General features: G+C 53.5%; 25 protein-coding genes. 8 read left to right on the top strand and 17 right to left on the bottom strand.

Annotation, left to right across the window (positions count from 1 at the left end; genetic code table 11):
• Positions 1-54 precede the first annotated feature (54 nt).
• From Q399_RS0105100 to Q399_RS0105090, 3 genes are all read right to left on the bottom strand, one after another.
• On the bottom strand, positions 55-561 hold the full coding sequence (locus Q399_RS0105100; RefSeq protein ID WP_157836226.1) for a DUF6436 domain-containing protein: 507 nt from the start codon (positions 559-561) through the stop codon (positions 55-57).
• Entirely contained in the window at positions 527-2,017 is a 1,491-nt protein-coding gene (locus Q399_RS0105095) for a methyl-accepting chemotaxis protein (RefSeq protein ID WP_051685755.1), read from the bottom strand. Before Q399_RS0105095 ends, Q399_RS0105100 begins: the two co-directional genes overlap by 35 nt.
• 123 nt (positions 2,018-2,140) lie before the next feature.
• The gene (locus Q399_RS0105090; RefSeq protein WP_031566263.1) at positions 2,141-2,794 is read right to left on the bottom strand and encodes an NAD(P)-dependent oxidoreductase; all 654 of its coding nucleotides are present in this window, start codon (positions 2,792-2,794) and stop codon (positions 2,141-2,143) included.
• Positions 2,795-2,946: 152 nt separating this feature from the next.
• Here Q399_RS0105090 and Q399_RS0105085 point away from each other — a divergent pair, with 152 nt between their 5' ends.
• From Q399_RS0105085 to Q399_RS0105070, 4 genes are all read left to right on the top strand, one after another.
• Complete coding sequence (locus Q399_RS0105085; protein ID WP_037045550.1) at positions 2,947-3,831, top strand: LysR family transcriptional regulator; 885 nt, start codon at positions 2,947-2,949, stop codon at positions 3,829-3,831.
• A 70-nt stretch (positions 3,832-3,901) separates the two neighbouring features.
• On the top strand, positions 3,902-4,405 hold the full coding sequence (locus tag Q399_RS0105080) for a DUF2059 domain-containing protein (RefSeq protein WP_031566261.1): 504 nt from the start codon (positions 3,902-3,904) through the stop codon (positions 4,403-4,405).
• Between the two features lie 78 nt (positions 4,406-4,483).
• Complete coding sequence (locus tag Q399_RS0105075) at positions 4,484-5,209, top strand: type 2 periplasmic-binding domain-containing protein (protein ID WP_031566260.1); 726 nt, start codon at positions 4,484-4,486, stop codon at positions 5,207-5,209.
• Between the two features lie 78 nt (positions 5,210-5,287).
• A complete protein-coding gene (locus Q399_RS0105070) occupies positions 5,288-5,977 on the top strand; it encodes a glutathione S-transferase family protein (RefSeq protein WP_031566259.1) in 690 nt (229 codons plus the stop codon).
• Here the strand turns inward: Q399_RS0105070 and Q399_RS0105065 are convergent.
• Positions 5,974-6,849: a DMT family transporter gene (locus Q399_RS0105065; RefSeq protein WP_031566258.1), complete on the bottom strand. Its 876-nt coding sequence runs from the start codon at positions 6,847-6,849 to the stop codon at positions 5,974-5,976. The two genes, Q399_RS0105070 and Q399_RS0105065, sit on opposite strands and share 4 nt — an antisense overlap.
• A 137-nt stretch (positions 6,850-6,986) precedes the next feature.
• Entirely contained in the window at positions 6,987-9,692 is a 2,706-nt protein-coding gene (locus Q399_RS0105060) for a choice-of-anchor B family protein (RefSeq protein WP_031566257.1), read from the bottom strand.
• Between the two features lie 88 nt (positions 9,693-9,780).
• Here Q399_RS0105060 and Q399_RS21405 point away from each other — a divergent pair, with 88 nt between their 5' ends.
• On the top strand, positions 9,781-10,524 hold the full coding sequence (locus Q399_RS21405) for an MbnP family copper-binding protein (RefSeq protein ID WP_031566256.1): 744 nt from the start codon (positions 9,781-9,783) through the stop codon (positions 10,522-10,524).
• Entirely contained in the window at positions 10,515-11,696 is a 1,182-nt protein-coding gene (locus tag Q399_RS0105045; RefSeq protein WP_051685753.1) for an MbnH family di-heme enzyme, read from the top strand. The genes Q399_RS21405 and Q399_RS0105045 overlap by 10 nt, the downstream gene beginning before the upstream one ends.
• A gap of 23 nt (positions 11,697-11,719) precedes the next feature.
• On the opposite strand, the gene Q399_RS0105040 is transcribed toward Q399_RS0105045, so the two are convergent.
• From Q399_RS0105040 to miaB, 12 genes are all read right to left on the bottom strand, one after another.
• A complete protein-coding gene (locus Q399_RS0105040; protein WP_031566254.1) occupies positions 11,720-13,159 on the bottom strand; it encodes a sugar porter family MFS transporter in 1,440 nt (479 codons plus the stop codon).
• Positions 13,160-13,237: 78 nt separating this feature from the next.
• A complete protein-coding gene (locus Q399_RS0105035; RefSeq protein ID WP_031566253.1) occupies positions 13,238-14,326 on the bottom strand; it encodes a FecR family protein in 1,089 nt (362 codons plus the stop codon).
• Positions 14,319-14,894 carry an RNA polymerase sigma factor gene (locus tag Q399_RS0105030; protein WP_037045548.1) on the bottom strand — a complete coding sequence of 192 codons (576 nt, stop codon included), beginning with the start codon at positions 14,892-14,894 and terminating at the stop codon, positions 14,319-14,321. The genes Q399_RS0105035 and Q399_RS0105030 overlap by 8 nt, the downstream gene beginning before the upstream one ends.
• 133 nt (positions 14,895-15,027) lie before the next feature.
• On the bottom strand, positions 15,028-15,732 hold the full coding sequence (locus Q399_RS0105025) for a DUF6445 family protein (protein WP_051685752.1): 705 nt from the start codon (positions 15,730-15,732) through the stop codon (positions 15,028-15,030).
• A 4-nt stretch (positions 15,733-15,736) separates the two neighbouring features.
• Positions 15,737-16,465: a SapC family protein gene (locus tag Q399_RS0105020; RefSeq protein WP_031566250.1), complete on the bottom strand. Its 729-nt coding sequence runs from the start codon at positions 16,463-16,465 to the stop codon at positions 15,737-15,739.
• An 18-nt stretch (positions 16,466-16,483) separates the two neighbouring features.
• Positions 16,484-18,076 (bottom strand): tryptophan halogenase family protein, encoded by a 1,593-nt coding sequence (locus Q399_RS0105015; RefSeq protein WP_051685751.1) that lies wholly within the window; start codon positions 18,074-18,076, stop codon positions 16,484-16,486.
• 352 nt (positions 18,077-18,428) lie between these two features.
• Positions 18,429-18,977, bottom strand: a complete 549-nt coding sequence (locus Q399_RS0105010) for a glycine zipper 2TM domain-containing protein (RefSeq protein WP_031566248.1) — start codon at positions 18,975-18,977, stop codon at positions 18,429-18,431.
• A 123-nt stretch (positions 18,978-19,100) separates the two neighbouring features.
• Positions 19,101-20,825, bottom strand: a complete 1,725-nt coding sequence (lnt, locus tag Q399_RS0105005; protein ID WP_245612832.1) for an apolipoprotein N-acyltransferase — start codon at positions 20,823-20,825, stop codon at positions 19,101-19,103.
• Positions 20,826-20,846: 21 nt separating this feature from the next.
• Positions 20,847-21,713 (bottom strand): HlyC/CorC family transporter, encoded by an 867-nt coding sequence (locus tag Q399_RS0105000; protein ID WP_031566246.1) that lies wholly within the window; start codon positions 21,711-21,713, stop codon positions 20,847-20,849.
• A 21-nt stretch (positions 21,714-21,734) separates the two neighbouring features.
• On the bottom strand, positions 21,735-22,190 hold the full coding sequence (ybeY, locus tag Q399_RS0104995) for an rRNA maturation RNase YbeY (RefSeq protein ID WP_031566245.1): 456 nt from the start codon (positions 22,188-22,190) through the stop codon (positions 21,735-21,737).
• Positions 22,191-23,300: a PhoH family protein gene (locus tag Q399_RS0104990; RefSeq protein WP_051685809.1), complete on the bottom strand. Its 1,110-nt coding sequence runs from the start codon at positions 23,298-23,300 to the stop codon at positions 22,191-22,193.
• Between the two features lie 92 nt (positions 23,301-23,392).
• Positions 23,393-24,829 (bottom strand): tRNA (N6-isopentenyl adenosine(37)-C2)-methylthiotransferase MiaB, encoded by a 1,437-nt coding sequence (gene miaB / locus Q399_RS0104985; RefSeq protein WP_031566243.1) that lies wholly within the window; start codon positions 24,827-24,829, stop codon positions 23,393-23,395.
• Positions 24,830-25,033: 204 nt separating this feature from the next.
• On the opposite strand from miaB, the gene Q399_RS0104975 reads away from it, so the two are divergent.
• Together Q399_RS0104975 and Q399_RS0104970 are read left to right on the top strand one after the other, a co-directional pair.
• The gene (locus Q399_RS0104975; protein ID WP_031566242.1) at positions 25,034-25,441 is read left to right on the top strand and encodes a type 2 periplasmic-binding domain-containing protein; all 408 of its coding nucleotides are present in this window, start codon (positions 25,034-25,036) and stop codon (positions 25,439-25,441) included.
• Positions 25,442-25,479: 38 nt separating this feature from the next.
• A complete protein-coding gene (locus Q399_RS0104970) occupies positions 25,480-26,625 on the top strand; it encodes a hypothetical protein (protein ID WP_157836225.1) in 1,146 nt (381 codons plus the stop codon).
• Positions 26,626-26,642: the final 17 nt, after the last annotated feature.

Below are 26,642 nucleotides of genomic sequence, written 5' to 3'. Positions count from 1 at the left end.
CAATCTGCAGAATAACAGAGCGGGAAGGGTCAGGACGTGGCAATTTTCACCCGCTCACGACAGACACCGGCAAGCAACAGTTTCTGAATTCAACCAGACCCCGGCCAGTTGTTGCTTCCCCTGCAGCAAAGGCAGCAATAAATCACTGCTGCTGGCACACAAGGGGCCTTGCGCCAGCGGGCCTGCATAACGCAATTGTTGTTGCTGATACCACAACACCGCAGGTGTAGCAGGTAAGGCAGTGCCATACTGACGCCACTGCGCCGGCGTCAATTCTTGCAATACCAGTCCAGGGTTTTGTTGCTTCAGTTGTTGCAAATGGGCCCGTGCTGCGCGGGCACAACTACAATGTGGATCTATAACGGCAACCAGCAAATTGCCAGCAGGCATTGCCGCGCGTGGCTGCAGTTGTTGCAGCCGTCCTGTTGGATCAAACACGCCATAACGTTGTTGCTCAAACACCGCCAATACAGACAGTGAGATCAGTGCCCAACAGGCCAGCCCTAACCCAAGCAGCCATTGGCGTTTAATGTTTAACAACAAAACGCTCGGCTTTTTCACTGAGTTCACCAGTGATCGCTTCAACATGATGAGCAATATCAGTGACTTTAGCGCCCTGCACCTGTTGTTCGCTCGCTAAGGTGATGAGCTCTGCAGTGGAACGGGCGATTTCGGCGCTGGCCAGGCCTTGTTGCTCCAGCGTTCTGGACATTAGATCGGCAGACCCCAGCACTTGTTCCACCCGCTGCTGAATACCGCTCAGCACCTGATGACTTTCGCCGGCCGTGTTGACGGTCGCCTGCAATTCCTGCAGCGATTGTTCCACCGCGGACACCGATTCATTACTGCTTTGCACCAGCCGGGCGATCATCTGCTTAATTTCATCGGTAGATTTGTGGGTTTTCGACGCCAGATTACGCACTTCGTCAGCCACCACGGCAAAACCACGGCCTTGTTCACCGGCTCGCGCCGCTTCAATCGCAGCATTGAGCGCCAGCAAATTGGTTTGTTCAGCAATCGACTGGATCACATCCAGCACGCCTTTAATCTCCGAAGTGGAGCTGGCCATGCTGTTGACCTTGACTTTGGTTTGCTCCAACGTGCCAGACAAACTATTGATATTGTTGATGGTTTTATCAACCACCGATTTGCCGTCATTGGCGGCACCGGATGAATCCTGCGCCAGCACCAACACCTCGCGGGCCGATTCACCGAGTTCCTGAATCGACATCGACATTTGTTCAGTTGCAGTCGCAATCCGTTCCACTTCCTGCAGTTTATTGCTGATGCGATTGGATAAGGTACTACCCTCATACACCAGAGTTTCAGTTTCTTTAGTCAGCGTGGTGACGGCTGAATTAATAGTGGTCACGGTTTGTTGCAAGGTCTGTATCACTTTGCCAAAGTTACGTGTCAGGCGGGTTTCTGCTTCTGGTTTGCTGCTTTGTAACCAAATACGCCCATCATCATCGAGCATCTGTTCAGTGCTTTGTAGGAAGAATTCCGCCTGCTGCGCTTCTTTTAAGCTATTGCGGCAAATCAACACCAACACCACGGTTTCGGCCACGACATAAGCAGCATGCAACAGCACAATGTCAAAACTGAGTTCATTCGGCGGCAACACAAAGACCGCACTACCACCGGCTTGCAGCCACATAAACAACAAATGATGCACCGCAATAAAACCTGCGGCGACCAGCACCACCAGATAATCACGAAATGCGATCAGAATGGCGAGCAGCACAAAAATACCAAAGTGCATTTCCAGCATGCCCTGCGCTAAATGAATATGCAGCGCAGCAAATAACATATAACTGATGCCATAGGAGATGCGGGTAAGCGCCTGATCACCCAGCGATTGCAACAAAAACCAGGGCACCAGCGCCGCCGGCAGACCAATCAGCAAAGTTGGTAACCAGCTGGCAAAGACAAAACTAAACACCAGGCTCAGCACAAAAAGCCCGATGTTGACGTAATTAGCGATTTGGAAAGCTTCGGCACGGAAATGATATTGCATACAAACTCCGGATAACGCAGCCCCGCGCGACCACGGGGCTGTCAGTGAAGGACAAGCAATACTGTTATCCTAGCAGACCGGATCAAATCTGCGCTCTCCGGGAGGTGGAGGTCAGCTCAGTCCTCAATAAGCCACGCTGAAACGCTGACGACTGTGCTGCGGCTGCTCTGCTTCATTCAGCAGGGCAATAGCATAATCACCGGTCGAGATCCGGCTGCGGCCTTCGGCGTCGGTCAGCAGCAGGTCGCCACCGATGCGGAACTGACCCGTTGCAGGGCCCGGGAAAATCTCCGCTGCCGGCGATAAGTAGCTCCAGTTCAACGTAGTTTCTGCACGCAGCTGTTGCAGGGCGGCATAAGCGCTTTCTGCTGTTCCGCGATATGCCGCCGGGAAATCCGGACTGTCCAGTAACTTGCTGCCATCCGGCAACAACAATGAAGCCGCACCGCCGACCAGCAGAAAACGTTCCGCTGCACTTTGTTTCACCGCAGCCAGTATATTGGCAAAACCGCGTTGGTAATAACCGGCAACGTCGGCGTCGCTGTGGCCGCTGAACGCACTGATCACTAACTGTGGTTGCGCCAGAGCGGCTAATAACGCCGCGCTGTCCAGCACGTCCACGCTGATCACTTCCAGCTGCTGCGGATATTGTTGCTGCAACGCAGTCAGTTTGCCGGCATCCCGCACCAACGCGCGCACCTGATGACCGCGCTGCAACGCTTCTGTTGTTAACGCACTGCCGATAAAACCACTGGCACCAATAATGACGATTTGCATAGTTTTGCTCCGATAATAGTCTGAAAGGTCGGCTGGCATCCTGTCGATGCCGGCCGGGATGGACGTTATTATCGGCCTATGATTAACATCGAAAAATAGCCTAATTCACAATTCACTGTCATGATAATTAAAACAATTAAGTGGATTTGAACATGCTGGATTTAAACAGTCTGCAACTGGTGCAGGCATTGGCCTACAGCGGCAGTTTCACTGCGGCGGCAGAACGGCTCGGCTGTACCAAAACTAAAATCAGCCTGCAAATTAAAGCGCTGGAACAACAACTGGGTGTGGCATTGTTTCGCCGCACCACGCGCCAGGTCAGCCTGACCAGCGCTGGTGAGCAGTTAGTGGCACAGTGTCTGCCATTGTATGAACAGCTGCAGCTTGAACTGCAGCAGTTGCAACAGCAAGACAGTGTGCTGAGCGGCAAACTGGTGCTGACCGCGCCTGAGGACTATGCCAATCAGATTTTGCTGCCGGTGTTATTAGAATTCAGCCAGTCACATCCGCAACTCGACATCGAACTACACAGCAGTGACCAGGTGCGCGACTTAGTCCGAGAGGGGATTGACCTCGCTATTCGTGGCGGCTGGCTGCGCGATTCCAGTCTAAAAGCGCATAAACTCGGTGACTTTGGCCAGTGGCTGCTGGCGACACCACAATACCTGGCGCAGCATGCAGAGATCACAAAGCCGGCTGATTTAGCGGCGCATCCGCTGATCGCATTTAATCAGCTGCGTGCACCGCTGCACTGGAATTTCAGTCACGTCGGGCAACAAGTGGAAGTGCAATTTCGCAGTCGTTTTACCGTCAGCGCCACCGCCAGCATTCAGGCATTGCTGTTGCAACATGCCGGATTAGGGATTTTAACCGACTACACGGCACGGCCACTCATCGCCAGCGGCCAGCTGGTGCATGTCCTGCCACAGTGGCAACTGCCAGCCGGCGGCATCTATGCCGTATATCCACCCGGTTCACACCGGCCACTAAAAGTGCGGCGTTTTGTCGAGCTGTTACAACAGCGACTACAGCGCTGACAAATGGTTGCAAATTTGTTTATTTTTCCGCAAAGTGGTGGTGGCAACCCACAGATAAGGAAATGTCGTTATGCGTATCAAATTACTCAGCTGCGCCGCAGCGCTGTTATTCAGTCTGCAGGCACAAGCCGAACCAGCCACCCGCGCCACTATTGAAAAATTCCTGCAGGTCACTGAGGCCGCCAACATGATGGATCAGGCCTATCAGAATATGGACCAAATGACGGCCCAGATGCTGGCAAGCAGTGGCCTTGATGTCGAAAAAGATCCGCAAATTCAGAAAGATATGCAGGAAATGAATGCTCTGGTGCGTGCCGAGATGTCTTGGGACAAGCTGGAAGAACCGCTGATCGCCTTATATGGCAACGTGTTCAGTGAAGCCGAACTGCAGGACATTATTGAGTTTTATCAGTCGCCAGCCGGTCAGAAAATGCTGAAGCGCCAGCCAGAGCTCATTCAGGGCACTATGGTGATGATGCAGGAACAAATGCAAAACCTGATGCCAAAAATCAAAGCTCTGACTGAAAAGCAGCATGCTGCCCGCAAAGCCGCACAGCAAAAAAGTTCGCAGTGATCCCCGATAAAACGGCCGTGGTCATCCACGGCCGGCTATGCTTGTTTCATTGCTCCTTGTGCGCTGCCGGAGCCGGCAATGAAACTACTTTGCAGCGTTCTGCTGTTGTGTCTGAGCAGTTTTTTAGCTGCACGACCTGTCATTATTGAAACCAGTCTGTGGCCGGGCTTTACCAACGCCGACGGCTCCGGGGCTTATTTTGCGTTAGCCCGTTTGGTGCTGCCGCAAGACCAATATCCGCTGGTGATTAAACCCAACGATTTGGGTCGCGCCTGGCTCGCGGTAAAACGTGGTCAGGCAGATTTAACCTTTGGTCTGACTCATGCTGATATCCACAGCTTTGGGCTGGAATCCTCTACTTTAGCTTATGATACCGATACGATAATCGCGGTCTATCGGCCAGACCGGCTGGCACGTACAGACTTAACTTTGGCGCGACTGCCAACCCTACAACTTGGCTGGGAGAAAGCTTATAACTATGCGGCGGCGCTGGGGTTCGAGGCACAGGGCTTTGAAGTGCAAAATCCGGCCCACGCCATTCAGCTCCTGCAAGCCGGCCGTATTGAAGTCTATCTGGCCGAATCCGGCGATTTAACAGCAGTCGAGAAACAACTTAGAGACGCCGGCTTACATCAACATTGGCTGGCAGAAGTACCGGTTTACGTCGGCTTTAGCCCGACCGAACAAGGACGCCAATTAAAAACATACTGGGATCAAAGAGTTAGGCTGTTATGGCAAAATGGTCAGATGCAGGCGTTTTATCAGCGTTATCCGGCTTTGCAACGGCCGGATCCGGTGTTTTAATTCGGCCGGCACTCTTGAATCTGGCAGGTGCGGCGGGTATGTTCTGTTACAACACAATAACATTTGCAGGGCAGCGTGATGTATCAACTCTTTATCGCCGACAAAAACTATTCATCCTGGAGCCTGCGGCCCTGGTTACTGCTGACAGAGCTTGGCATCCCTTTTAACGAGCAACATAGCCGTTTTGACGGGCCTGATAACCGGCAGAAATTCCGCAACTTCGCGCCAAACGGCAAAGTGCCTTGTTTGCACCATGACGGCGAAGTGATTTGGGAGTCGCTGGCGATTGTCGAATATCTGGCTGAGCGGCATGCCGGCGTCTGGCCGACGGATGCCAAAGCCCGGGCTTTTGCCCGTTGTGCCGCCAGTGAAATGCATGCCGGTTTTACCACTTTACGTGGCACCTGCCCGATGAGTGTCGGCATTCGGGTACAACTGCATCAAATCAGCCCGGCATTGCAGGCCGATTTAGACCGACTCAGCGAGCTTTGGCAACAGGGATTACAACGTTTTGGCGGCCCTTTTCTGGCCGGTAGCGTTTTTACTGCTGTCGACGCCTTTTTTGCACCGGTAGCGTTTCGGGTGCAGAGTTACGGTTTGCCTTTACCAGCGGCAGCTCAGGCCTATATTGAGCAACTGCTGAGCCTGCAGGGTATGGTGGCCTGGCAACAAGCGGCATTGGCAGACCCTTATCGCGAAGCATCGCATGAAGCAGCACCACTCAACCATGGCGTTTTAACCGCAGATTTGCGGCACGCCAGCGTTTAACTGCGCTGTTGCTGCCAAATCAGGTAAAGCCCGCTTAACATGATCACGGCCGCCCCCAGCAACATGCTGGCGGTCGGCCAGACCTGCCACAGCACAATATCAAAACCTAAGCCCCAGACTAAAGCTGTGTATTCAAAAGGTGCGATCACTGAAGGCGGCGCCAGCCGGAACGCTTCAGTGATAAACACCTGACCAATAGCGCCGGTGATGCCAATCGCCAGAAAATACGGCCACAAAGCCCATTGCAGCGGTTGCCAGTCTGGCAGCGCCAGTAAACCGGCACCGATGCCAATCATCGTCATTAACCAGAACACCATGTTGCCGGCATAATCTGATTTCGCCAGCACCCGCACCGTGATGGCGGAAATGGCATAACAGAGTGCCGACAGCAATGCCATCAGCGCGCCGAGGCTTAACAAGCCATCTCCGGACGGCTTTAACATGTAAATCACTGCGGCTAGGCCCACCACAATGGCCAGCCATTGCCGGCTGTTGACATGATCTTTTAACCACCAGACCGACAACAGCGTAATAAGCAACGGCGCTGCGAAGAAAATACTGTAAGTGTCGGCCAGCGACAGCACGCTGACGGCATAAATAAACGACGCCAGCATCACAATGCCGAGCACCGCGCGCAGCAGATGCAGCGACCAGCGCGCCTGCAACAAATGTTGCAACCGGCCTGTCGTAGCCAGCCAGACCACGATAAAAGGCCAGGCACACGCAGCGCGGAAAAAGGTAATTTGCATGGCGCTGTAATGTTCGGTCAGCGTCTTCATCGCCGCATCCATACCGGAAAACATCAGCACCGCCAGCAACATCGCCAGAATGCCTTTGATTGGATGGTCCTGCGGTTGGGTGGTATGGGACAAGGGATGGCGCTCCGGCAAAAACCACGAGCTTACCATAGCCGCTGATTTACCGCAGTGACTCCAGGGCAGTCACAGCAGCTGCAGCGCTCAATCGCAGGAAATCAGCGACTGAGCGCGGAGCACAAGGCGACAGATGATTAAGGCCGGCGCCGCAGCAACAACAAACCGAGCAGTGTGAACCCGACCACACCGCCAGAACCACCGGAACTGCCGTTATTGACCGGCGTGGTGGTCGTCACTGTGCCTTTGACTTTAATGCCGAAGGTGACCGATGTGCCCAAGCCGCGGCTATCCATCACGCTGACACTGAACTGCAGATCGGCGTCGCGGTTTGGCGCGATAAAGCTGGCGCTGTCAGTCGATGCATTGCTGAGGCTCACTGTGTCGCCGCTGACTTGGGTCCAGCTGTAAGTCAGCGTATCACCGTCCGGATCTGTCGCTTGCGCTTTTAAGCTGACCTGAGCGCCGGCGTTTACTTCTGCCGGAAAACCAACCTGTACTTCAGGTTTACGGTTTTGTTCATTATCGCGAATTTTTATCAGCAAGCTGGCGCGCTCCGTCACCACAGTGCCGCTCAGTTGCAAGGTGAGTTGCTCCTCGCTCTCCAGCAAACTGTCATCGATTGGCGTCAAAGTGACGGTTTTATCTGCCGTATCGCCGTCAGCCCAACTCAATGTGCCGCTGCTTTGCTGAATATCGCTGCCGGTTTTAGCGCTATCATCTTTCAGTTGATAGCTCACGGTCAGCGCGCCGCTGCTGCCGGCAAAGCGGCCGATTTTGACGCTGACCGGGCCGCCGTTTTCTTCCAGCGTGACAGTACTGAGCTGAAAACCAGCGGCGCCCAGCTGGGCACCAGTACTGCCGATGGTCACCTGATGATAAGAAGGTGAGCCCAACGTCAGGCCGTTTTGCGGGTCAAACAGCCGGACAAAATAACTGGCATGTGCCGCCCACTGCGTATTACCGGCAATGCGGATCTCTTTGTCGGCGAAATCATCCGCCGCCCAATTCAGCCGGCCTTTGCCAAGCTGAGTATTTTGCCCGATACCAAAACCGTTCAGGGTTTCCCAGCCGACACTGACTGCACCGCTGCCAGAGGGCCGGCGCACTTTCAGCACGGCCGTTTCACCAGCCTTCAGGTTGCTGGCTGGCGTGACAAAACTGACCTGACCGGCTGTGCTTTGTTTAGTCTGATCCCGCAGCACAAACAGGCCACTGTTAATATCTGCCGAAATCACCAGGCCAGAAGGTAAATACGGATAAGTGCCCCAGACGCCATTAAAAGCCGCACTATCGCTGGATGGGAAAGAATCAAAAAAGCCGGCTTCAACCGGATTGGCCGGGTTGGTGATATCCAAAATGGTGGTGCCGCGCTGATAATTCGAAATGTAATACCGATTACCACGGGTATAACCGTTGTGGTCGATGGCGCCGGTCGGCCCGGTCCATTCTTTGACAATGACCGGCTGCTTCAGGTTATCAACATTCATCACCCGCACTGTGGTATTGAGGCCAAAATCACGTTCATCCAGTTCGTCGTGAATAAACACAAAACGTTTGTCTTCACTCCACCAGCCGGAATGGACATAACTCGCATTCGGGTAGGTTAAATCAGCGAGCGCGCCGGCGCCGGTCAGGGTGGTGATATCCCATAACCGCACCGACTGTTCGTTAAAATCCATCAGTACGGTACAGCTGTTGCGCTGGCAACCTTGTTGCGCCCTGTTGTCGTCAACCACCATCGACGCTGCGTCATGGGTATAGTCACTGCGTACGCCATTGCTGTGCAGATAATAAGGCGTCAGCGCTTCCGGATTTTTCAGGCCATAAGTGGTAAAAGCGCCGCCAACGGTTTTTTGCCCGACAATATGCAGCGTTGGTTCCAGGCCATCGAGCGCGGTGTTGGTGGTGTAGTCGACATGGCTGATATAGACGTTGTGTGCTGAAGTTACAGCTTTGTCAGCAGCGACCAGCCGTACCGAGCCTGGTAATTGGTTTAAATCGAGAATTTGAATATTGTCCGAGCCTTCCGAGCTGACGTAAGCATAAGCCCGCCAGCGCGCCAGACTGTCGTCGTAATATTGCAGCACTTTGATGTCGCGCCAGGACGTACGGCTGCCGGCAATAGCGCCCACTTCTTTTGGTGCGGCCGGGTCAGCCAGGCTAAACACTGCAGTGCCATTATTGAGACCAATAATGGCGTATTCAGTGCCGGTATTGAGGTCGGTATGGCCCCAGATATCGTTGGCTGCGCCAGGTTTGAGGCTGATATCCGCCAGCGCCACGTGGCTGACCAAATCAATGTTTTTACAAGGATAAATACCGGCCTTACCATCCACACAAGGCGTCGGGCCCTGGCTTTGCTGAAGCTGTTGCTGAGTTTGTTCCAGGGCGGCACTATCAGCAAAACGCTGCGAAAAACCGTCATTGACCACCACAAAACCCTGCAGTTGTAGCTGGCCGATGTATGCATCCGGCACCCCGGTCAGAATGGTGCTGTTGATGCCCGGCGCCTGATCGAGGAAATGGTCAAACTTGTTGTAACCGCCCAACACCGGCACTAATTTGCTGGTCAGATAAAATAAATCGTCGGCATTTTGTACTTTGTATTGTCCTTCAGCGACCAGCACCCGGTCGCCTTTACTGGCCTGCTGCACGGCATAACTGATGCTCTGGCAGGCGCGTACCGGGCTGTCACAGCGGCCTGCATCTTTACCGGTTGGCGCGACAAAACGGGCGCGGTCATGTTCAGCGTGGCTGAGTGCTGCAGCACTGAACAGCAGGCTGGTGAGCAGGGGGAGCTGTTTGAGCCTGAACAGGCAAAAAGCTGGGCGATGTGGCATGGTTCCGACTCCGGCACAGCAGGTAAAAACGTTGCGTTTTATCCGCTATTTGTTAAGGTGGCTCTGACCATCATATATAAATACGAAAATGCAAAACAGTAAACAAATTATTAATTTTTGCGCAATTTTTCTGCTGGTTGTGCTGGGCGGTTGCCAACCGCAGCACCCGGCACCGCTGCAACTACAACTGCAGTGGCAAGGCCAGCCGCTGCGCTGCGATTCGCCCATGACGCTGGCCGGCCAGACTTTTCAGCTCTCGCAATTACAGTTGTTTTTAAGCGATTTCCACCAGACCAAACCTATCGCTCTAACGCCCGGCCCGTACAGTAATGACCGGCTGGTGTTGCTGGGTATTGACTGCCAGAGCAATGACCTCGGCCAATGGCAGATCCCGCTGGCCACTGCCTTAACTCCAGGGCCACTCAACTTCACACTGGGAGTGCCGGCTGACCTGAACCATCAAAACCCATTGTTGGCCACGCCGCCATTGCAACAAACCGATATGCACTGGAGCTGGCAACACGGCTATAAATTCCTGCGGCTGGATTTAACCGGCCATGCCAACTGGTCGCTGCATCTGGGCTCGACCGGCTGCAAAGGCCCCAGTGTGATGCGGGCTCCCAGCACGCCATGTCAGCAGCCCAATCAGCTGCAAGTCCAATTGCAGTATAGCGGCCAGCAACAGCTGGTTTTGGATCTGGCGCCGCTGCTGCAGGATTTTGGGGCAAACGGGGAGAATTCCTGTATGTCTGACCCACAAACCCGCAGTTGCCAGCAGCTATTGCCGCGGCTTGGAGTTACGGCTTCAGCAGTGGAAGGCTTATGGCAATAACACTAGGACGGTTTGCGCTGACAAAAGCCGCTGTGGTGCTGGCGTTGACCGGGCTGCTGAGCTGCACGCCGGCCCCTCAGCCTTACCAGTGGCCGTTGCCAGAAGGTTTCCCCAAACCCGCAGTGCCGGCGGACAATCCGATGTCCGCTGCCAAAGCCGAATTGGGCCGCTATCTGTTTTACGACAAAGCGTTATCCGGGAATGGTCAGCAAAGCTGTGCCAGTTGCCATCAGCAGGCCAGCGCATTTGCCGAACCGAGCAGCGTTTCCACCGGCAGCACCGGCGAGAAACACCGGCGTAACGCCTTAGCGCTGGTAAATGTGGCTTATAACAAAACCCTGACCTGGGCCCATCCGGAGCTGCAACACATCGAGCAGCAGCTGCTCATTCCGATGTTTGGCGAGCAGCCGGTTGAACTTGGGATCAGCGGCCATGAAGCGCAAGTGCTGCAACAACTGCAGCGTGAACCTTATCCGGCGTTATTCGACGCTGCGTTTGGTGATGAAGAAGTGAGTTTTCAACTTGTGACGCAGGCCCTCGCCAGCTTTGTCCGCAGCCTGATTTCGCTACAATCGCCTTTTGACCGCTACGCCTATCAGGGCGACGACAACGCCTTAACGCCAGAGCAAATCAACGGTATGAACCTGTTTTTCTCTGAGCGGCTCGAGTGTCACCATTGCCATGGTGGCTTTAATTTCACCCAGTCGACCAGCCATGAAAAACAACCGCTGGACCGCCGGCCTTTTCATAACACCGGTTTGTATTTTACCGCCCGCCAGCAAGTGGAAGGGCTTGGGTACCCTGACAAAGACCGTGGCCTGGCAGAACTGACCATGCAACCCGGCGATGACGGTCGGTTTCGCGCGCCGACCTTGAGAAACATCGCGCTGACTGCGCCTTATATGCACGACGGCAGCGTGGCGACGCTGGAACAAGTGCTGGATTTGTATCAGCAAGGTGGCCGCAACAACACACAAGGGCCATGGCAGGGCGACGGCCGTTTGCATCCGGCCAAAAGTAACTTCGTTAAAGGCTTTGATTTAACGCCAGAAGAACGCGCCGCCGTGCTGGCCTTTTTGCACAGCCTGACCGATGCACATTTTGTCACTAACCCGGCCTATGCCGACCCTTGGCCGGCGCTACAAGCGGCAGGCGTCAGGTCCCAACCCTGACGCCTGCTAGACCCTGCCAGTACTTACATTTCTTCTAACTGTTTGCCACGCGTTTCACCGACATAACGCAGCACAAACCACAGGCTAACCATGGCTGAGAAGGCATAGAAGCCATAAGCCCCGGCGAGACCAACCGACCCCAGTAAAATGGGAAAGGTCATGGTAATAGCAAAGTTCGCCAGCCACTGTGCACTGGCTGCCACCGCCAATGCGGCGCCACGGATGCGGTTGTTAAACATCTCACCAAGTAACACCCAGACCACCGGCCCCCAGCTGATACCAAAAAACACCACAAATAAATTGGCAGTCACCAGGGCGACCAAACCTGTCTGGTCCGTCAGTTGCAGTTTGCCGGCGTCGTCCAAACCAGCGGTACCAAACAAAATCGCCAGCACAGTCAGGCTGATAAACATGCCCAGACTGCCGACAAGCAGCAGGGGTCTGCGGCCAATTTTATCTATCAGTGCGATGGCAATAAAAGTCGACACAATGTTCGTAGTGCCCGCCAACACATTGATAAATAACGACTGCGACTCGTCAAAACCGGCAGCCTGCCATAATTCCGCGCCGTAATAAAACACCACGTTAATCCCAACAAACTGCTGAAATACCGACAATGCAATACCAATCCAGATCACCGGCTGCAGTTTGCGGCTGCCAGCGATCAGGAAATCCGCCAGACCCGGTTTGGTTTCACCGGCCAAAGATTGCTGCACCAACGCAATTTGTTCTGCTTCGCTACCCGGACAGATCCGGCTGAATACTTGTTGCGCCTGCACCAGCTGACCTTGTGCCACCAGATACCGCGGCGATTCCGGAATAAAAAACACGCCAAGTAAAAACAACAACGACGGCAACAATTCCATCCAGAACATCCAGCGCCAGGCCGGCAAACCGAGCCAGAACAGCGCTTCGGCACTACCGGCACTGGCGGCAATCAGATAATTACTGACAAAAGCGGCAAACAAGCCCAGTACAATTGCTAATTGCTGCAAAGTCGCCAGTCGGCCGCGGTAAGCCGGCGGCGCCACTTCAGAGATATAGGCCGGCGCCAATACGGAGGCCGCGCCAATACCCAGACCGCCTAATAGACGGTACCAGATAAATGCAGTCGCAGAGTCAGCATCACCCGAGCCCCAGGCGCTGATGGCAAACACCAGTGCGGTGATTAACATCACGGGTTTGCGACCCAAGCGATCGGCAGCCGGCCCTGCCAGTAAAGCGCCGAGCGCGCAGCCCAGTAACACCGACGCCACGTTAAAACCAGTGGCAACGGCATCTGACTGAAACGCCTTACTAAGCGCAGTGACTGTGCCGTTGATCACGCCAGAGTCAAAACCAAACAGGAAACCGCCAATCGCGGCGACTGCTGAGATAAAAGTGATATACAACAGCGTGCCGCCGGAGCTGGCAGCATAAACAACATGCGGGCGCGACTGCGCGCCAGTGACGGACTGCGTCATCGGATATTTTCCTCGTATTGGAACCTGGCTACTGAATATCAATGGCCGGACCGCTTGATACCGGTCCGGCCCTGACGGTTAACCCGCGTATTTCAGCAGAATTTTGTCGCCACTCAGGCGTTCATGACTGATATTAAAATTGCTGCGGAAGATCTCCAGCAAGCCGTCGACATCTCCGGTTTTGAACATACCGGCGACATGGATTTTTTTCAGTTTCGCATCATCGGCCAGTTCAAACTGAATATCGGTGTAACGACTGATCTCAGCCAGCGCATCCTGTAAATTTTCGCCACGGAAAATCAGGTTACCGGAGCGCCAAGACAGGCTTGCAGCAAGTTCCACCGCATCGATTTTCTGCACCTGTTCGCGAGTTTTGCCACGAGGGTCCAGATCAACCCGTTCGCCTTTGGAGATCGCCAACGACGATTGCGGTAGACGCTTGGCCAGCGTCTGTGCTGTCGGCAGCTCTTTATCACTATTGCTGCCGACCAGCACTTTGCCGTCGGTGACAATCAGTTCGACATGGTCCTGGCGCAGATCGACGTTAAAAGCCGTACCCACCGCCTGAATGATTTTGCCACCGGCAATCACGCTGAGCGGCCTGGAGGTATCATGTGCCACGTCGATATTGATCTCTCCGCGCTGCAGCTCAATCACGCGGGCGCCAGCGGTATAACGCACCACCACAAAGCTATTAGTATTCAGCACCAGTTTGCTTTTATCCGGCAGCTCGATGGTATTGTTTTCACCGATACGGGTTTGATAAGTCGCTTGCATCGCCACTACCGCAGAAGCTGGCGTCGTATTCAGCGGGCTCAGGTCACCACGATAGAACAGCGCGCCAAGTAGCAGCAGGGCCGCTGCAGACGCGGCCATTGCCAAACCACTCAGTGGCCGGCGCTGCTGACTGATCTTCGGCTCCACCGCCGGGAACAATGCCGACAACCGGCTGAGCGCGTCCATTTTGTCCCACAGTTTGGCGACTGCTAATAACTCTTGCTGATTCAGCGCTGACGCCGCCAGCCATTGCTGCAGCGCCAGTTTTTCTTCATCTTGCAGTTCCCGGTCCAGCCGGGCGATCCACTCACAGGCCTGCTCCAGACGCTGCGCTTCCAGCAATGATTGCCGGCGTTTCGACTGCAGATGGATCTGGTGAATATTACTCATAGGATCCTCCTCTTGATTGTCGCTTCGCGAGTTGCTGGCCCTGTCCGGTTTCACCACCTGTTGCTTTACGCATAAACAGCGTGCAACTTTTTAAGCCGGTGGCGATATGTTTTTCTACTGTGCTTTCGCTGATGCGCAAATTCGCCGCAATTTCACGCTGCGAATAACCATAAACCTTTTTCAATACAAATACTTTGCGGCATTGCAGTGGCAACTGCCGTACCGCTTCACAAAAATGGCCAAACTCGCTACCCGACAACACCTGGTCATACACTTCGTCCCGGCAGTTGTCAGATAATAGCTGGTCCAACAGTTCAGCGTCTTCTACATGGTCCACATGGCGCACATTGGCCTGTTTGTGATAATCCAGCGCCAGATTGCGCGCAACGGTAAACATAAAAGATTTCGGCGAGCTGATTTGCGTCTTATCTTCAATCTGGCAAATCCGCACATAAGTTTCCTGCACGATATCTTCGATTTCGTGCGGCGGCACTATCCTCGACACCGCGCGGTAAATGCCACGCCGCGATGCCAGATAGATTTTATAAAACAATGAATCGTTTGACATTTTTCCCCGTTTTTTTGCTTTTTTATTGGTAGTCAGGCCAAGACTTCACAGTTGTTGTTCTTTGCAACGAATCTGCGCTGTAAAGACAGACGAAACAGCCGGGGAAAATCCGCCAGTGCCAGCGTAAATATTTTTAAAATAATTGCAAAAAACTACTGATGGTCAGCCGGCCCTGCGCCGGATCTGCCGCTTGCGCCGTGATTTGCCTGATCTCCCCCGAATGCAACAAATTACCCGGGTAAATTACCGCCCGGTTAAAACGGGCATCGACCTGGGCAATTTGCTGAAACAGCGCCGTACTGCCTTGCATATACCCCGGCGCTTCATGCAGCCGGGCAGCCATCGCTTGTTGTTTTAACACCGGGCCATAACTTTGCAGACGCTGCGCGCTGATCCGTTCAAAACCGGTATAACGATGGCGATAAAATGCCGTACCACCCTGCCGGGCATCACACAAATAATGCACCATCGCCAGTTGCAGCGGCTCCACCGTATCAAAATGCGGCAGCATCTGAATAGGTTTTAGCTGCTCCGGTGGCGTACAGGCCAGCGAAAACGCCGAACTGAGCACCCGGACTTGCTGCGCCTGTGGTGCGTACACTTGTTGTAGCAGGGGCAACAGGTTTTGCAGCGCGTCCTGATATGACTGTGGCGTCGGCGCCCGCACACCCGGATAAAAATTGGCCGGGTCGGCCTGATAAACGCCGTGCTGTGCTTGTTGCCATAACCAATCCGACGCGGGAAACAGCTGATCAATCACCAATAACGGCGTCTGCTCGGTGCCAATCAGCTGACATACCACCGCTGGTTTGGGCACTACAGGAGCTGCGCTCTGCATCGGTTTAGCCGACTAACTGCTGATTTTTACGCGCGATCAGGCCGTAGATTTGTGCGGCCGATCCGAGAATGGCGTAGATCGCCGCCAAATGCCCCTGTTGATGCAGGTGCACCACCTGCTCTGGCGCCAGGGCCGCCAGCTTGTCGGCATCGATGGTGTAGAGGCCGTTTAGTCGGGTGGTACTTTGATCGGCAAAAGTGATGTCGAGTGACATCGGCTGCAACAGCTGGCATTGCAGCAGCGCTTCAATCAGCGCATCGCGTTGCTGTTCGCCCTGCAGCAGCTGCACCAGCCGCTGTTTGGCCTGCCGGTAGAAGTCCGTTTCGCTGCCATCGGCTAAAAACAGCGGCTCAGCGCCGGCCGGTACTGGCTGGGTTTGACCGGTGGCCGGACTATCCAAATCAATACAGACCACATAATCGTTGGCTTCCGGCGCTGCTTTGCCGACAAAAAATGGCTGGCGCTGGATTTGTAGTGGCAGATACATCCCCTGCCATTGGCCCTGCTGCACCATTAAGTTTTCATTTGGCGCAAACCCCGTCAGCGCTGCAAGTACGAACTGGCCGGTCTGGCCATTTTTCGCCAGCACCAACGGCAGCTGTGTCGCCACATGGGTCAGCTCGGCTGGCACTACCGGAATAAGGTTTTGCCCGGCGGCATGGGTTTCAATCTGCTCCGGCACCACATACAAATGCTGATGCCGGGCCGGTTCTACTGCAACTAAATGAGCCATGATTTGCCTTCCTGCTGCTCAGATGGTCTGAAAACCATACTGACGAATTTTGTTGATAAGCTCGCGGTGCGTCGGCAGTGACGTCAGCGCCTGATCGATCATTTTGCGGTTTTGCTGCAACTGAGCCTTGGCGAAATCCCAATTATTCAGCTGATGCTGCAACCTGGTGGTGTCGCTGCGAAAACCCATGCCGTACAGCACATACTGATAGCTGGCCGCCGGGAACACCTCATTATTGCTGGTGAAATCCAAATCGCCCGGTGCACGGTGCGCCCACAGCTGCATCAGGTCCTGCAGGCTTTGCGGAATCGTCGCCGGGTCGCGGTTGTCGCGCCAGAACGCGCTGTCATCGCGTTGGCTCAGAATGTAATGCAGCTTCAGAAAATCGATGATTTTGTCCCAGCGGTATAAAAAGGTTTGATTAAAACGCCGCGCGACTATATCCATCACGCCACGGGTGGCCGGCAATTGTTCGGCAATCATCTGCGCGGACATTTCCACCAGCACCAGCGCTGAGGCTTCCAAAGGTTCGAGGAAACCGGCTGACAAGCCCACCGCGACACAGTTGTTTTGCCAGAAGTGCTGGCGATGGCCACTGACAATCGGGATCTTGCGCACCGCAAGGTCAGCGATTTTCGGCCCGACATAGGCCGCTAAAGTGTCGCGCGCCTGTTGTTCCGTGCAATAGCGGCTGGCATAGACATAACCAACCCCACGGCGGTGTTGCAGGCCAATATCCCAAATCCAGCCACAATCCTGTGCGGTCGAAATGGTATGGGAGGCAATAGGCGCATCGGGGTTTTGATAAGGCACCTGTACCGCAAGCGCCGTATCGATAAACAACACGTCGTCGCAGCGCTTAAACGGCACCTGATAATGCTCACCGAGCAGCAGTGATTTAAAGCCGGTGCAATCGACAAACAAATCACCGGCGATCAGGCCATGGTTTTGCGTTTGCACAGCGGCAATATCGCCATTGGCAGCGCTTTGCACGGCAATGACGTCATCCTGAATATGTTCCACACCGAGTTTTTCGATGCAGTGGCGCTGCAAAAACAGGCCAAACTTGCCGGAATCCAGGTGATAGGCGTAATTGGCAACCGCCGCATATTCAGCGTGCCGGATGGTCTTCGGTGCCAGCCCCTGCTCACAAATGGCTTCCTGATAACATAAATCGTTGGAAAAGGAACTGAGCGGGCCGGCTAGATCGGCCGCGGTTTTGCCGTGTAGCCAATACGCCGCCATATCCGCTTTGCCAAAGCCCTGCGGCAGCACCAGCGGATGGTAATAAAAATCGTCGGTCGCGCCGTTGACCCAACGGGCAAACTTAGCGCCTTGTTTAAAAGTGGCGTCACATTCGCGGATAAATTCGGTTTCACTGATGCCAAGCGCCAGTAAAGTGCTGCGCATCGTTGGCCAGGTGCCTTCGCCAACGCCAATCGGCGGCACACCGGGGGATTCGATCAGCACGACGCGGAGCGCTCCGGCCTGACAGTTATGTTTAGCCGCAATGCGTCCGGCGGTCAGCCAACCGGCATTGCCACCACCGACAATCACCACGGTCTGAATAGGTTGCTCTGCAGTGTTATTGTTGTTGTGCTGAGATTGCATCGGGTACTTCCTGCTTTGCCTCGCAAAAATGGAGTCAGCCAACTAGGGCGTGTTGATGTTTGGTGTTTGTTTTTGCAGCAGTTTGGCAGCTTTTTATGCAAGGCAGTGCGAGAGCCGTGTAGTAATTCTACACAAACGAGCACTAACGCAGCAGAAAGAGCTGCCAAACGCTGCCCTGCGGGTTCGTTTGGCGGCGCTTTGGGCTTTGTCACTCGTTGCTCACATAGAATCACTATGCCACGCGCCTCGTTTCGCGCCCCAAACGCCACCAACTCGAACAAAACTCAACCACCAAACGTCAACACGCCCTAGCTGTTGATGACCAGAGCGCTGCCGGGAACTGCAAAAACTGTTAGGAACTTGCGGGTTCCACCGCCATCAGCTTGCCATCCTGTAATAACATCCGGCCTGTGGGTTTTTGGCTCACTTGTGTGGTTTTCAGCTCACCATCGTGCAGGTAACGCACTTCATAACCGATAGTTTTCTCCACAGTCTTTTGCACCGTTTTACAGACTTGCCGCTCCTCGTAGCTCACATCTTTACGCTGCATGTCTTCCTGTACTTGTTTACCGGCATAACCGCCGGCTGCAGCACCGGCGACAGTGGCCAGTTTTTTGCCGGAACCACCGCCGACCTGATTACCGAGCACGCCACCCACCACAGCACCAATCACAGTACCGGCAATTTCGTGCTGGTCCTCAACCGGGGCGGTTTTGGCGATTTTTTTCGTGGTGCATTGTTGTTGCGGTTCAGTGCTGGTTTCGGTTAAGGCTTTGCTGCCGACGATCTCAACCCATTGCGGCTGACTGTCTTTTTGGCTGTTGTAATTGGTGGCCACTGCACCTAAAGCGGTAATAGCGGCAGCGCCTAACATAGACCCAATCATCATCATCTTGCTCATAAAATTCTCCGAAAAAGTCCGACTGACTTGACCGCAGACTAACTGGCTGAAACTGGATGGAAGCTGAATAAAACAAGAAGCCGCTAATTTAGCGGCTTCGTTGATGAGAGCTGAGGGCGCGACTTAGAAATGCGGTTCGATACGATCTTTTGGCGCTGTATTTGCCTCCGGCTGATCTGCCGTAAATGTGGCATCAGTCGTTTTGACCGAAACATCCGCTGTCTCTGCAGGTGCAGCGGGTTGCGTCGGTGCATTGCTGCTTGTACTGACAGTCAGTTGGCGCTTGCGCCAGAACAGCATTGCTGCTGCGGCAAGGCACAAGAGGTACAGCGGCCAGTCGCCCACCACGCTATACAGCGTACGACCTTGCGTTAACGGCACATCCAGCGTTAAAACGCCATCCTGAAACTGCGGCAGCTGGCCCAGTACTTTGCCATCAGCGTCAATCGCCGCAGTCACGCCGTTGTTGGTGGCGCGCAGTAGCGGCCGGCCAAATTCCAGCGCGCGCATCCGGGCAATTTCCAGATGTTGCCAGGGGCCGTGTGAATCACCAAACCAGGCGTCGTTACTGACGGTCAGTAATAAGTTGGTGTCAGCGCTGAAATTGGCGCGGATTTGACGCGGAAAAGCGATTTCAAAGCATAAAGCCGCCAGCAGCTGATAACCCTTGGCCTGCAGATTAGGTTGTAACCATTCGCCGCGGGCGAAGGAGCTGTTGGGTAAGTCAAAAAATGGTGCAACATCACGCAGGAAGCGCTCGAATGGCACAAACTCACCAATCGGCAGCAGGTGATGTTTTTGATAGCGATTGCGGGTTTCATAATGATAAATCTGGCCTTTCACGCCGGTATCGCCAAGCACAATCATCCCATTGTAGGCATCGCCATTGCGTTTTACATCAAGAATACCGCTAATAACGGCCGCTTGATTTTCCGCTGCCAGCATGTCCAGATTAAACAAATACGCCTGTGCATCCGGTTCCAGCTGCGGGATAGCTGCTTCCGGCCAAATCACCAGACGATTGGCAAGCTGTGGCCGTGTCAGCTGCATATACTTTTTCATCGTCGGCAGTTCTTGCTCTGGTGCCCAGCGCAGCTCCTGCCGGATGTTCCCCTGCACCAGCGCGACACTGGCCTGCGCGCCCGTTGGCTGCCAGCCTTTTAATACGTTAAGCACTGGCGCCAGTGCCAGCGATAACACGACGACGGCGAGTTGAGCCTGCTCGCTGCGCTGCAGCAGGTTGTTTGGACTGTCAGGTGGATTCAAACGACTGCGTTTGCGTGACAGGCGGAAAAAAGCAGCAAAGCTGCCGGCTGCGAATACCAGGATAAAAGTTATACCGGTTTCGCCAATCAGTGGGGCGTAACTGCTGAGCCAGCCATCGGTCTGACTGTAGCCCACTGATAACCATGGAAAGCCGGTGAACAGCCAGGAACGCAGATTTTCGGCAAAGGTCCAGCACACAGCCAGCAGTAAAGGCCAGTAACTGGGTTGGCCTTTAGCAAGGCGTGCTGCCAGATAAGCGGCCAGCGCCGGAAACAGCGAAAGATAAGCGACCAGTAGCGCCATAATGCCGAGACTGGCAATCAGTGGCATCCCGCCGAAAGTGGCGATACTGACGTGTACCCAGCTGACGCCAAGACCAAACCAGCCAAGGCCATAACAAAACGCCAGCCAGGCGGCCTGCGCCGGACTTTGGCTTTGACGCAGTGCCACCGCCAGAATGGTCAGGGTCAACAACGGCAGCGTGTGCCAGTCATAAGGTGCAAAAGCAAAAGTATTGATTAGACCTGCGCCAATCAGCAGCAGGCTCGTGAGCCCGGTCCGGGCAGAGATTCTGAATAGCACTGAATTTATCCTGTGGCGCCGTTACTCGTCATGGGTAGTTTCGATTTTAGGTTTAATCACTTGTAGCTGCACCAGCCGGCGGCTATTGGCTTTATTGACTTTAAACGTCAGACCGCCGAGATTGATACTTTCGCCTTTCACCGGCATATGGCCAAAGGCGTGCAGTACAATACCACCAATGGTGCTGGCTTCTGCCTCATCAAAACCGGTGGCAAAAGCCTCGTTAAATTCATCCAGTGGTGTTAAGGCACTGACTAAATACACATGACTGCCGAGTTTGCGGATATCTGAGCCTTCCACTTCGTCATGTTCGTCGTCAATTTCACCGACGATTTGTTCGAGGATATCTTCGATGGTGATAAGACCCGACACGCCGCCATATTCGTCGACGACGATGGCCATGTGGTAACGCTGCTGGCGGAAGTCTTTGAGCAGGGCATCGACTCTTTTACTCTCCGGAATAATCACCGCCGGGCGCAGTAAATCGCGTAACTGCCATTCGGTCTGTGGTTTTAACGCGTATTGCAGGATGTCTTTGACAATCAGAATGCCTTCAATATGGTCTTTATCTTCATTGACCACCGGGTAACGGCTATGATTGTTTTCCAACAGGATTGGCAGATATTCTTCCAGCGGCTGGTCGATATCGATAGTGGCCATTTGTGAGCGCGGCACCATGATGTCGCGGGCGCGCATTTTGGAAATTGCCAACACACCCTGCAACATGCCTTTAGTATCGGTGTCGATCAGCTGCCTGGTGTTGGCCTCAGAAATAATGGCTTCTAAATCAGTCAGGTCTTGGGGTTCTGCAGTAAAAATCGCGGCAATGCGTTCTAGCCAGGATTTCGCGGCAGAACCGCGTCCCGAGTGTGGATTGTCGTCACTCATGACTTCAGATCAGCTCCATGTTCAGTCAATCAGATAAGGATTGGGAAAACCAAGGTCGTGCAGGATTTGGATCTCTTCGGCTTCCATTTCCTCGGCATCAGCTTCATTTATATGGTCAAAGCCCAGCAAATGCAAGCTGCCATGCACCACCATATGCGCCCAATGCGCCTGCAGCGTCTTACCTTGCTCTGCCGCTTCACGGGCTACCACCTGGGCACAAATCACCAAATCACCCAGCAGCGGCAGTTCAATGCCGGGTGGACACTGAAACGGAAAACTCAGCACGTTGGTCGGTTTGTCTTTTTCCCGATAATCAAAGTTCAATTGCTGACTTTCCGCTTCATCAACAATCCGGATAGTCACTTCCGCATCGGCCTGAAAAGGTGTTACTGCGGCGTCCAGCACCCGTTGCAGTTCGGCTTCGGTTGGTAAATCTGTTGCTGTACTGGCTTGCTGTAAATCCAGAATAATCGCCATTTATACCTCTTTGCTGCGCCGGCGCGCCGGTTTTTCTGCGGGCGCGGCAGGCGCTTCTTGATTGGCTGCTTCCTGCGCTGCTGCCAATGCCTGTTCAGCGGCACGCGCTGCGGCTTTGGCTTCTGCCACGGCTTTGTCGTGTGCTTCATAGGCCATGACAATTTTTTGCACGACCGGATGGCGTACCACATCTTTGGCAGTGAAATAGTTAAAACTAAGCGCATCGACCTGAGACAACACATCAATGGCGTGTTTCAGGCCCGAATACTGACCGCGCGGCAAATCCACCTGGGTCACATCACCGGTGATCACCGCTTTGGAATTAAAACCAATCCGGGTCAGGAACATTTTCATCTGTTCAACTGTGGTGTTTTGGCTTTCATCCAGAATGATAAAGGCATCGCTTAAGGTGCGGCCGCGCATAAAGGCCAGTGGCGCGATTTCGATGGTGCCACGCTCTAAATATTTTTCGACCTTTTCAAAACCGAGCATATCAAACAAAGCGTCGTATAAAGGACGCAGGTAAGGGTCGACTTTTTGCGTCAGGTCGCCTGGCAGGAAACCGAGTTTTTCACCGGCTTCGACGGCAGGGCGGGTCAGCACAATACGCCGGACCTGCTGTTTTTCCAGCGCATCGACGGCGCAGGCGACCGCCAGATAGGTTTTGCCGGTACCGGCGGGGCCAATACCAAAAGTTACATCATGGGTTAGCACATTGGCGACATAGCGGCTTTGATTGGCATTGCGGCCTTTAATCAACCCTTTTTTGGTTTTAATACTCACTTCCTGCGTGCCGGCATCGACGCTGACCAGTGAGTTTGGGTTTTCAATGCTGCTGAGCGCTAAGTGCACTTGCTCAGGTGTTAACGGCTGCAATTTACCGGCCGCAGTGACAGTATCCAGATAAAGGCTTTCCAATAACTGACGTACTAAAGGCAGCTGCTCGGTCAGGCCGAGTAAACGGAATTTGTCTTCGCGGTTTTGAATTTGTACGCGGAAACGGCGTTCAATCTGGTGCAGGTGGTCGTCAAAAGGCCCACACAGCAAGGCAAGGCGTTGATGATCGGCCGGGGATAAGTTGAATTCGAGGCTACTGATTGGGTTGTCCAAATGTCCTTCTCTCATCGTCAGATAAAACAAGTCCGGCAGAAAAACCGGACTTGCTGGGGAAAACTAAAGACTGCCGTATTTATGTCTTTGGATCAAGGCTGATAAGTCGCTACACCCAAGGCATTTGGCGCGCTATCCGGCTTTTGCTGGCGCGCCATAATTTGTTGCGGCGATATTTCACGGCGCAGGCCCATCTCGGCTTCAGTGCGAACCACGACGCCCTTCAATGAGTTGGTGAATACGTCTGTGATGCGCACGTCCACGAACTGGCCAATCATATCAGGCGTACCTTCGAAATTCACCACCCGGTTGTTTTCGGTACGGCCGGTCAGTTCCATCAAATCTTTTTTCGACGGGCCTTCAACCAGAATTCTTTGTTCAGTGCCGAGCATGCCACGGGCAATTTGCAGCGATTGCTGGTTGATGCGGTCCTGCAGGATATACAACCGTTGTTTTTTCTCTTCTTCCGGTACGTCATCCGGCAGGTCGGCTGCCGGCGTACCCGGACGGGCGCTGTAGATAAAACTGAAGCTCATATCAAAACCGATGCTGCTGATAAGCTCCATCGTTTGGGCAAAATCTTCAGCGGTTTCACCCGGGAAGCCGATGATAAAGTCCGATGACATCGACAAATTCGGCCGGATCTTTTTCAGTTTGCGGATCTTGGCTTTGTATTCAAGCGCCGTATGATTGCGTTTCATCAGCGTCAGAATGCGGTCTGAACCGCTTTGCACCGGTAAATGCAGATGGTCAACCAGTTCCGGCACGTCACGGTATACTTCGATAATATCGTCAGTAAATTCAACCGGATGTGATGTGGTGTAACGGATACGGTCGATGCCGTCGATGGCGGCAACTAAGCGCAACAGCTCGGAGAAATGACAGATTTGACCATCGTGGGTCTCACCGCGATAAGCGTTGACGTTCTGCCCCAGCAGGTTGACTTCACGTACACCCTGTTCAGCCAGTTGGGCGATTTCCAGCAGCACGTCATCCAGTGGCCGGCTGACTTCTTCGCCGCGGGTGTAAGGCACCACGCAGAAAGTACAGTATTTGGAACAGCCTTCCATAATGGACACAAAAGCGGTCGGGCCTTCGGCTTTTGGCTCTGGCAGGCGGTCAAACTTTTCAATTTCAGGGAAAGATACGTCAACCACCGGTGAACGGTCGCCGCGCACTGCGTTGATCATTTCCGGCAGGCGGTGCAGTGTTTGCGGGCCAAACACGATGTCGACAAAAGGCGCGCGTTCGCGGATGGCAGCGCCTTCCTGTGAGGCGACACAACCGCCGACACCAATGATTAAATTCGGGTTTTTCTTTTTCAGCGGGCGCCAGCGACCCAGCTGGTGGAAGACTTTTTCCTGGGCTTTTTCGCGGATGGAGCAGGTGTTTAACAATATTACATCGGCGTCTTCGGCTTCTTCAGTCAGGGTATAGCCATGAGTGGCATCCAATAAGTCAGCCATTTTTGATGAATCGTATTCGTTCATCTGGCAGCCCCAGGTTTTGATGTGCAGCTTTTTACTCATGGTCAGAATTTGCCTGTAACAGTCGGACGGAAAAATGGCGCGTATTTTAACTGACACCCTGCTCAAGTACCAGTGTTGCGCAGCCAAATCCTGAACTGCCGGGGCCAAAATGGGCAAGTTTTGTAAATTTTGCTGTCAGTTCAATCGCTTCAGAATACTGGTCTACACTTGTTAAAAGTTGTAAGGCCAAAGTGGAGTGAGTCGATGAAAAAAATCCTGTTGGTGCCGTTGGCACTGTTTAGTCTGTCAGTGGCGGCAGAAATCGCAGTCGTGGTGCATCCTTCCAATGCTGCGGCATTAAACCCTGAAGCCATCGCGCAAATTTATCTCGGTCGTAGTAAAAGCTTCCCTGATGGTAAGGCTGCATTGCCCTTAGGCTTGCCGGAAGGCAGTAAAACGACAGAAATGTTCAATCAGAAAGTGCTGAATAAATCCGGTAGTCAAATCAAAGCTTATTGGTCGAAACTGGTGTTCACCGGCAAAGGCACCCCGCCAAAAGAAATCAGCAGCGACGCGGAAATGCTGGAGCTGGTCAGCCAGAATCCTAGCGTGATTGGGTATATCGATAAGGCCTCAGTCACGGATAAAGTTAAAGTGCTGGCGACTTTCTGAGGCGTACAGCGGGTTATCTTCTTTCCGGAGTAAACAACATGAATTGGCTAAATCCTATGCAGCGGTCTTTGCCGTTGTTGGTATGTGCATTGTTCGTTGCGAACGCCCAAGCCACAGAGTTTAACTGGAGTGGTTTTATGACTCTGGCTGCTGGCAAAACGATCAGCGGCTCAATTGAAGGCAAAAATGAAATTGGCATTGATTGCCCGTGCATGATTTCTGACTTTTCCCAGTCGGGAGTGATCGACAGCAGCTGGGACTTTGCGGCAGATTCAAAAGTCGGTTTGCAGGGGAATTTACAGATTTCTGATCAGCTTAGTCTGACCGCGCAGGTCGTGAGCCGGGGGGCTCGTGACTGGGACCTTAACTTAGAATGGGTCTATGCCGGCTGGCAGCTAGGAGACAACGACTTGTTGCAGGTGGGCCGTAAACGCTTACCGTTATTTTATTATTCAGAACAACAGGATGTCAGTTTCACCTACCCCTGGGTGCACCTGCCACCACAAACTTATGGCTGGGAAGCGGTGAATTACAACGGCATCAACTGGAATCACAGTTTTCAGGCTGGTGACTGGAGTGGCCTGATCAATACTTTTGCCGGCAGCGAAACGCGCAAAGATAATGATTACATGAAAATTTATAACGGTATCGACAGTGAAACCGACACAAAGTGGCGCAACATTTTCGGTGCCGAATTACTGATGAACCGCGACTGGTTTGAAGGGCGTCTGATGCTGATGAAATCTGATACCCAAAGTCGCCTGGTCAGTGACAATGAAGACTGGTCGGCACCAGCAGAACAAATGTTGTTTGGTGCATCTGGTTTAATTGATTATCAGGATTGGATTGTCAGTGCTGAGCTGTTTTTCTCAGATCGCACCGAATCATACGGTCGGGACTTAGCATATACCCTGACGGCTGGTAAACGCCTGGATGGTTGGACCTGGTATCTGACGCATGGCCTCTATCAGCAGAAAATCTATGCAGATAACCCACTGGAACTTACTGACGAAGCTGATCAGGAAAAACACCGGTTATCATCTCTTGTCGTGCGGTTTGATGTCAGCTCCTCGGCCGCGGTGAAAGTTCAGTTGGACCATTGGCAAGACAACAGTGGCGACTGGTTTAAACAGACTTATGGCGATGCAAATGCGATTAGTCTCAGTTATGACCGGGTGTTTTAATCACCGCACTCTGGCAG

This window comes from Rheinheimera texasensis DSM 17496, from assembly GCF_000711985.1.
GTDB lineage: Bacteria > Pseudomonadota > Gammaproteobacteria > Enterobacterales > Alteromonadaceae > Pararheinheimera > Pararheinheimera texasensis.
This window is presented reverse-complemented; position numbering and strand designations above follow the sequence as displayed.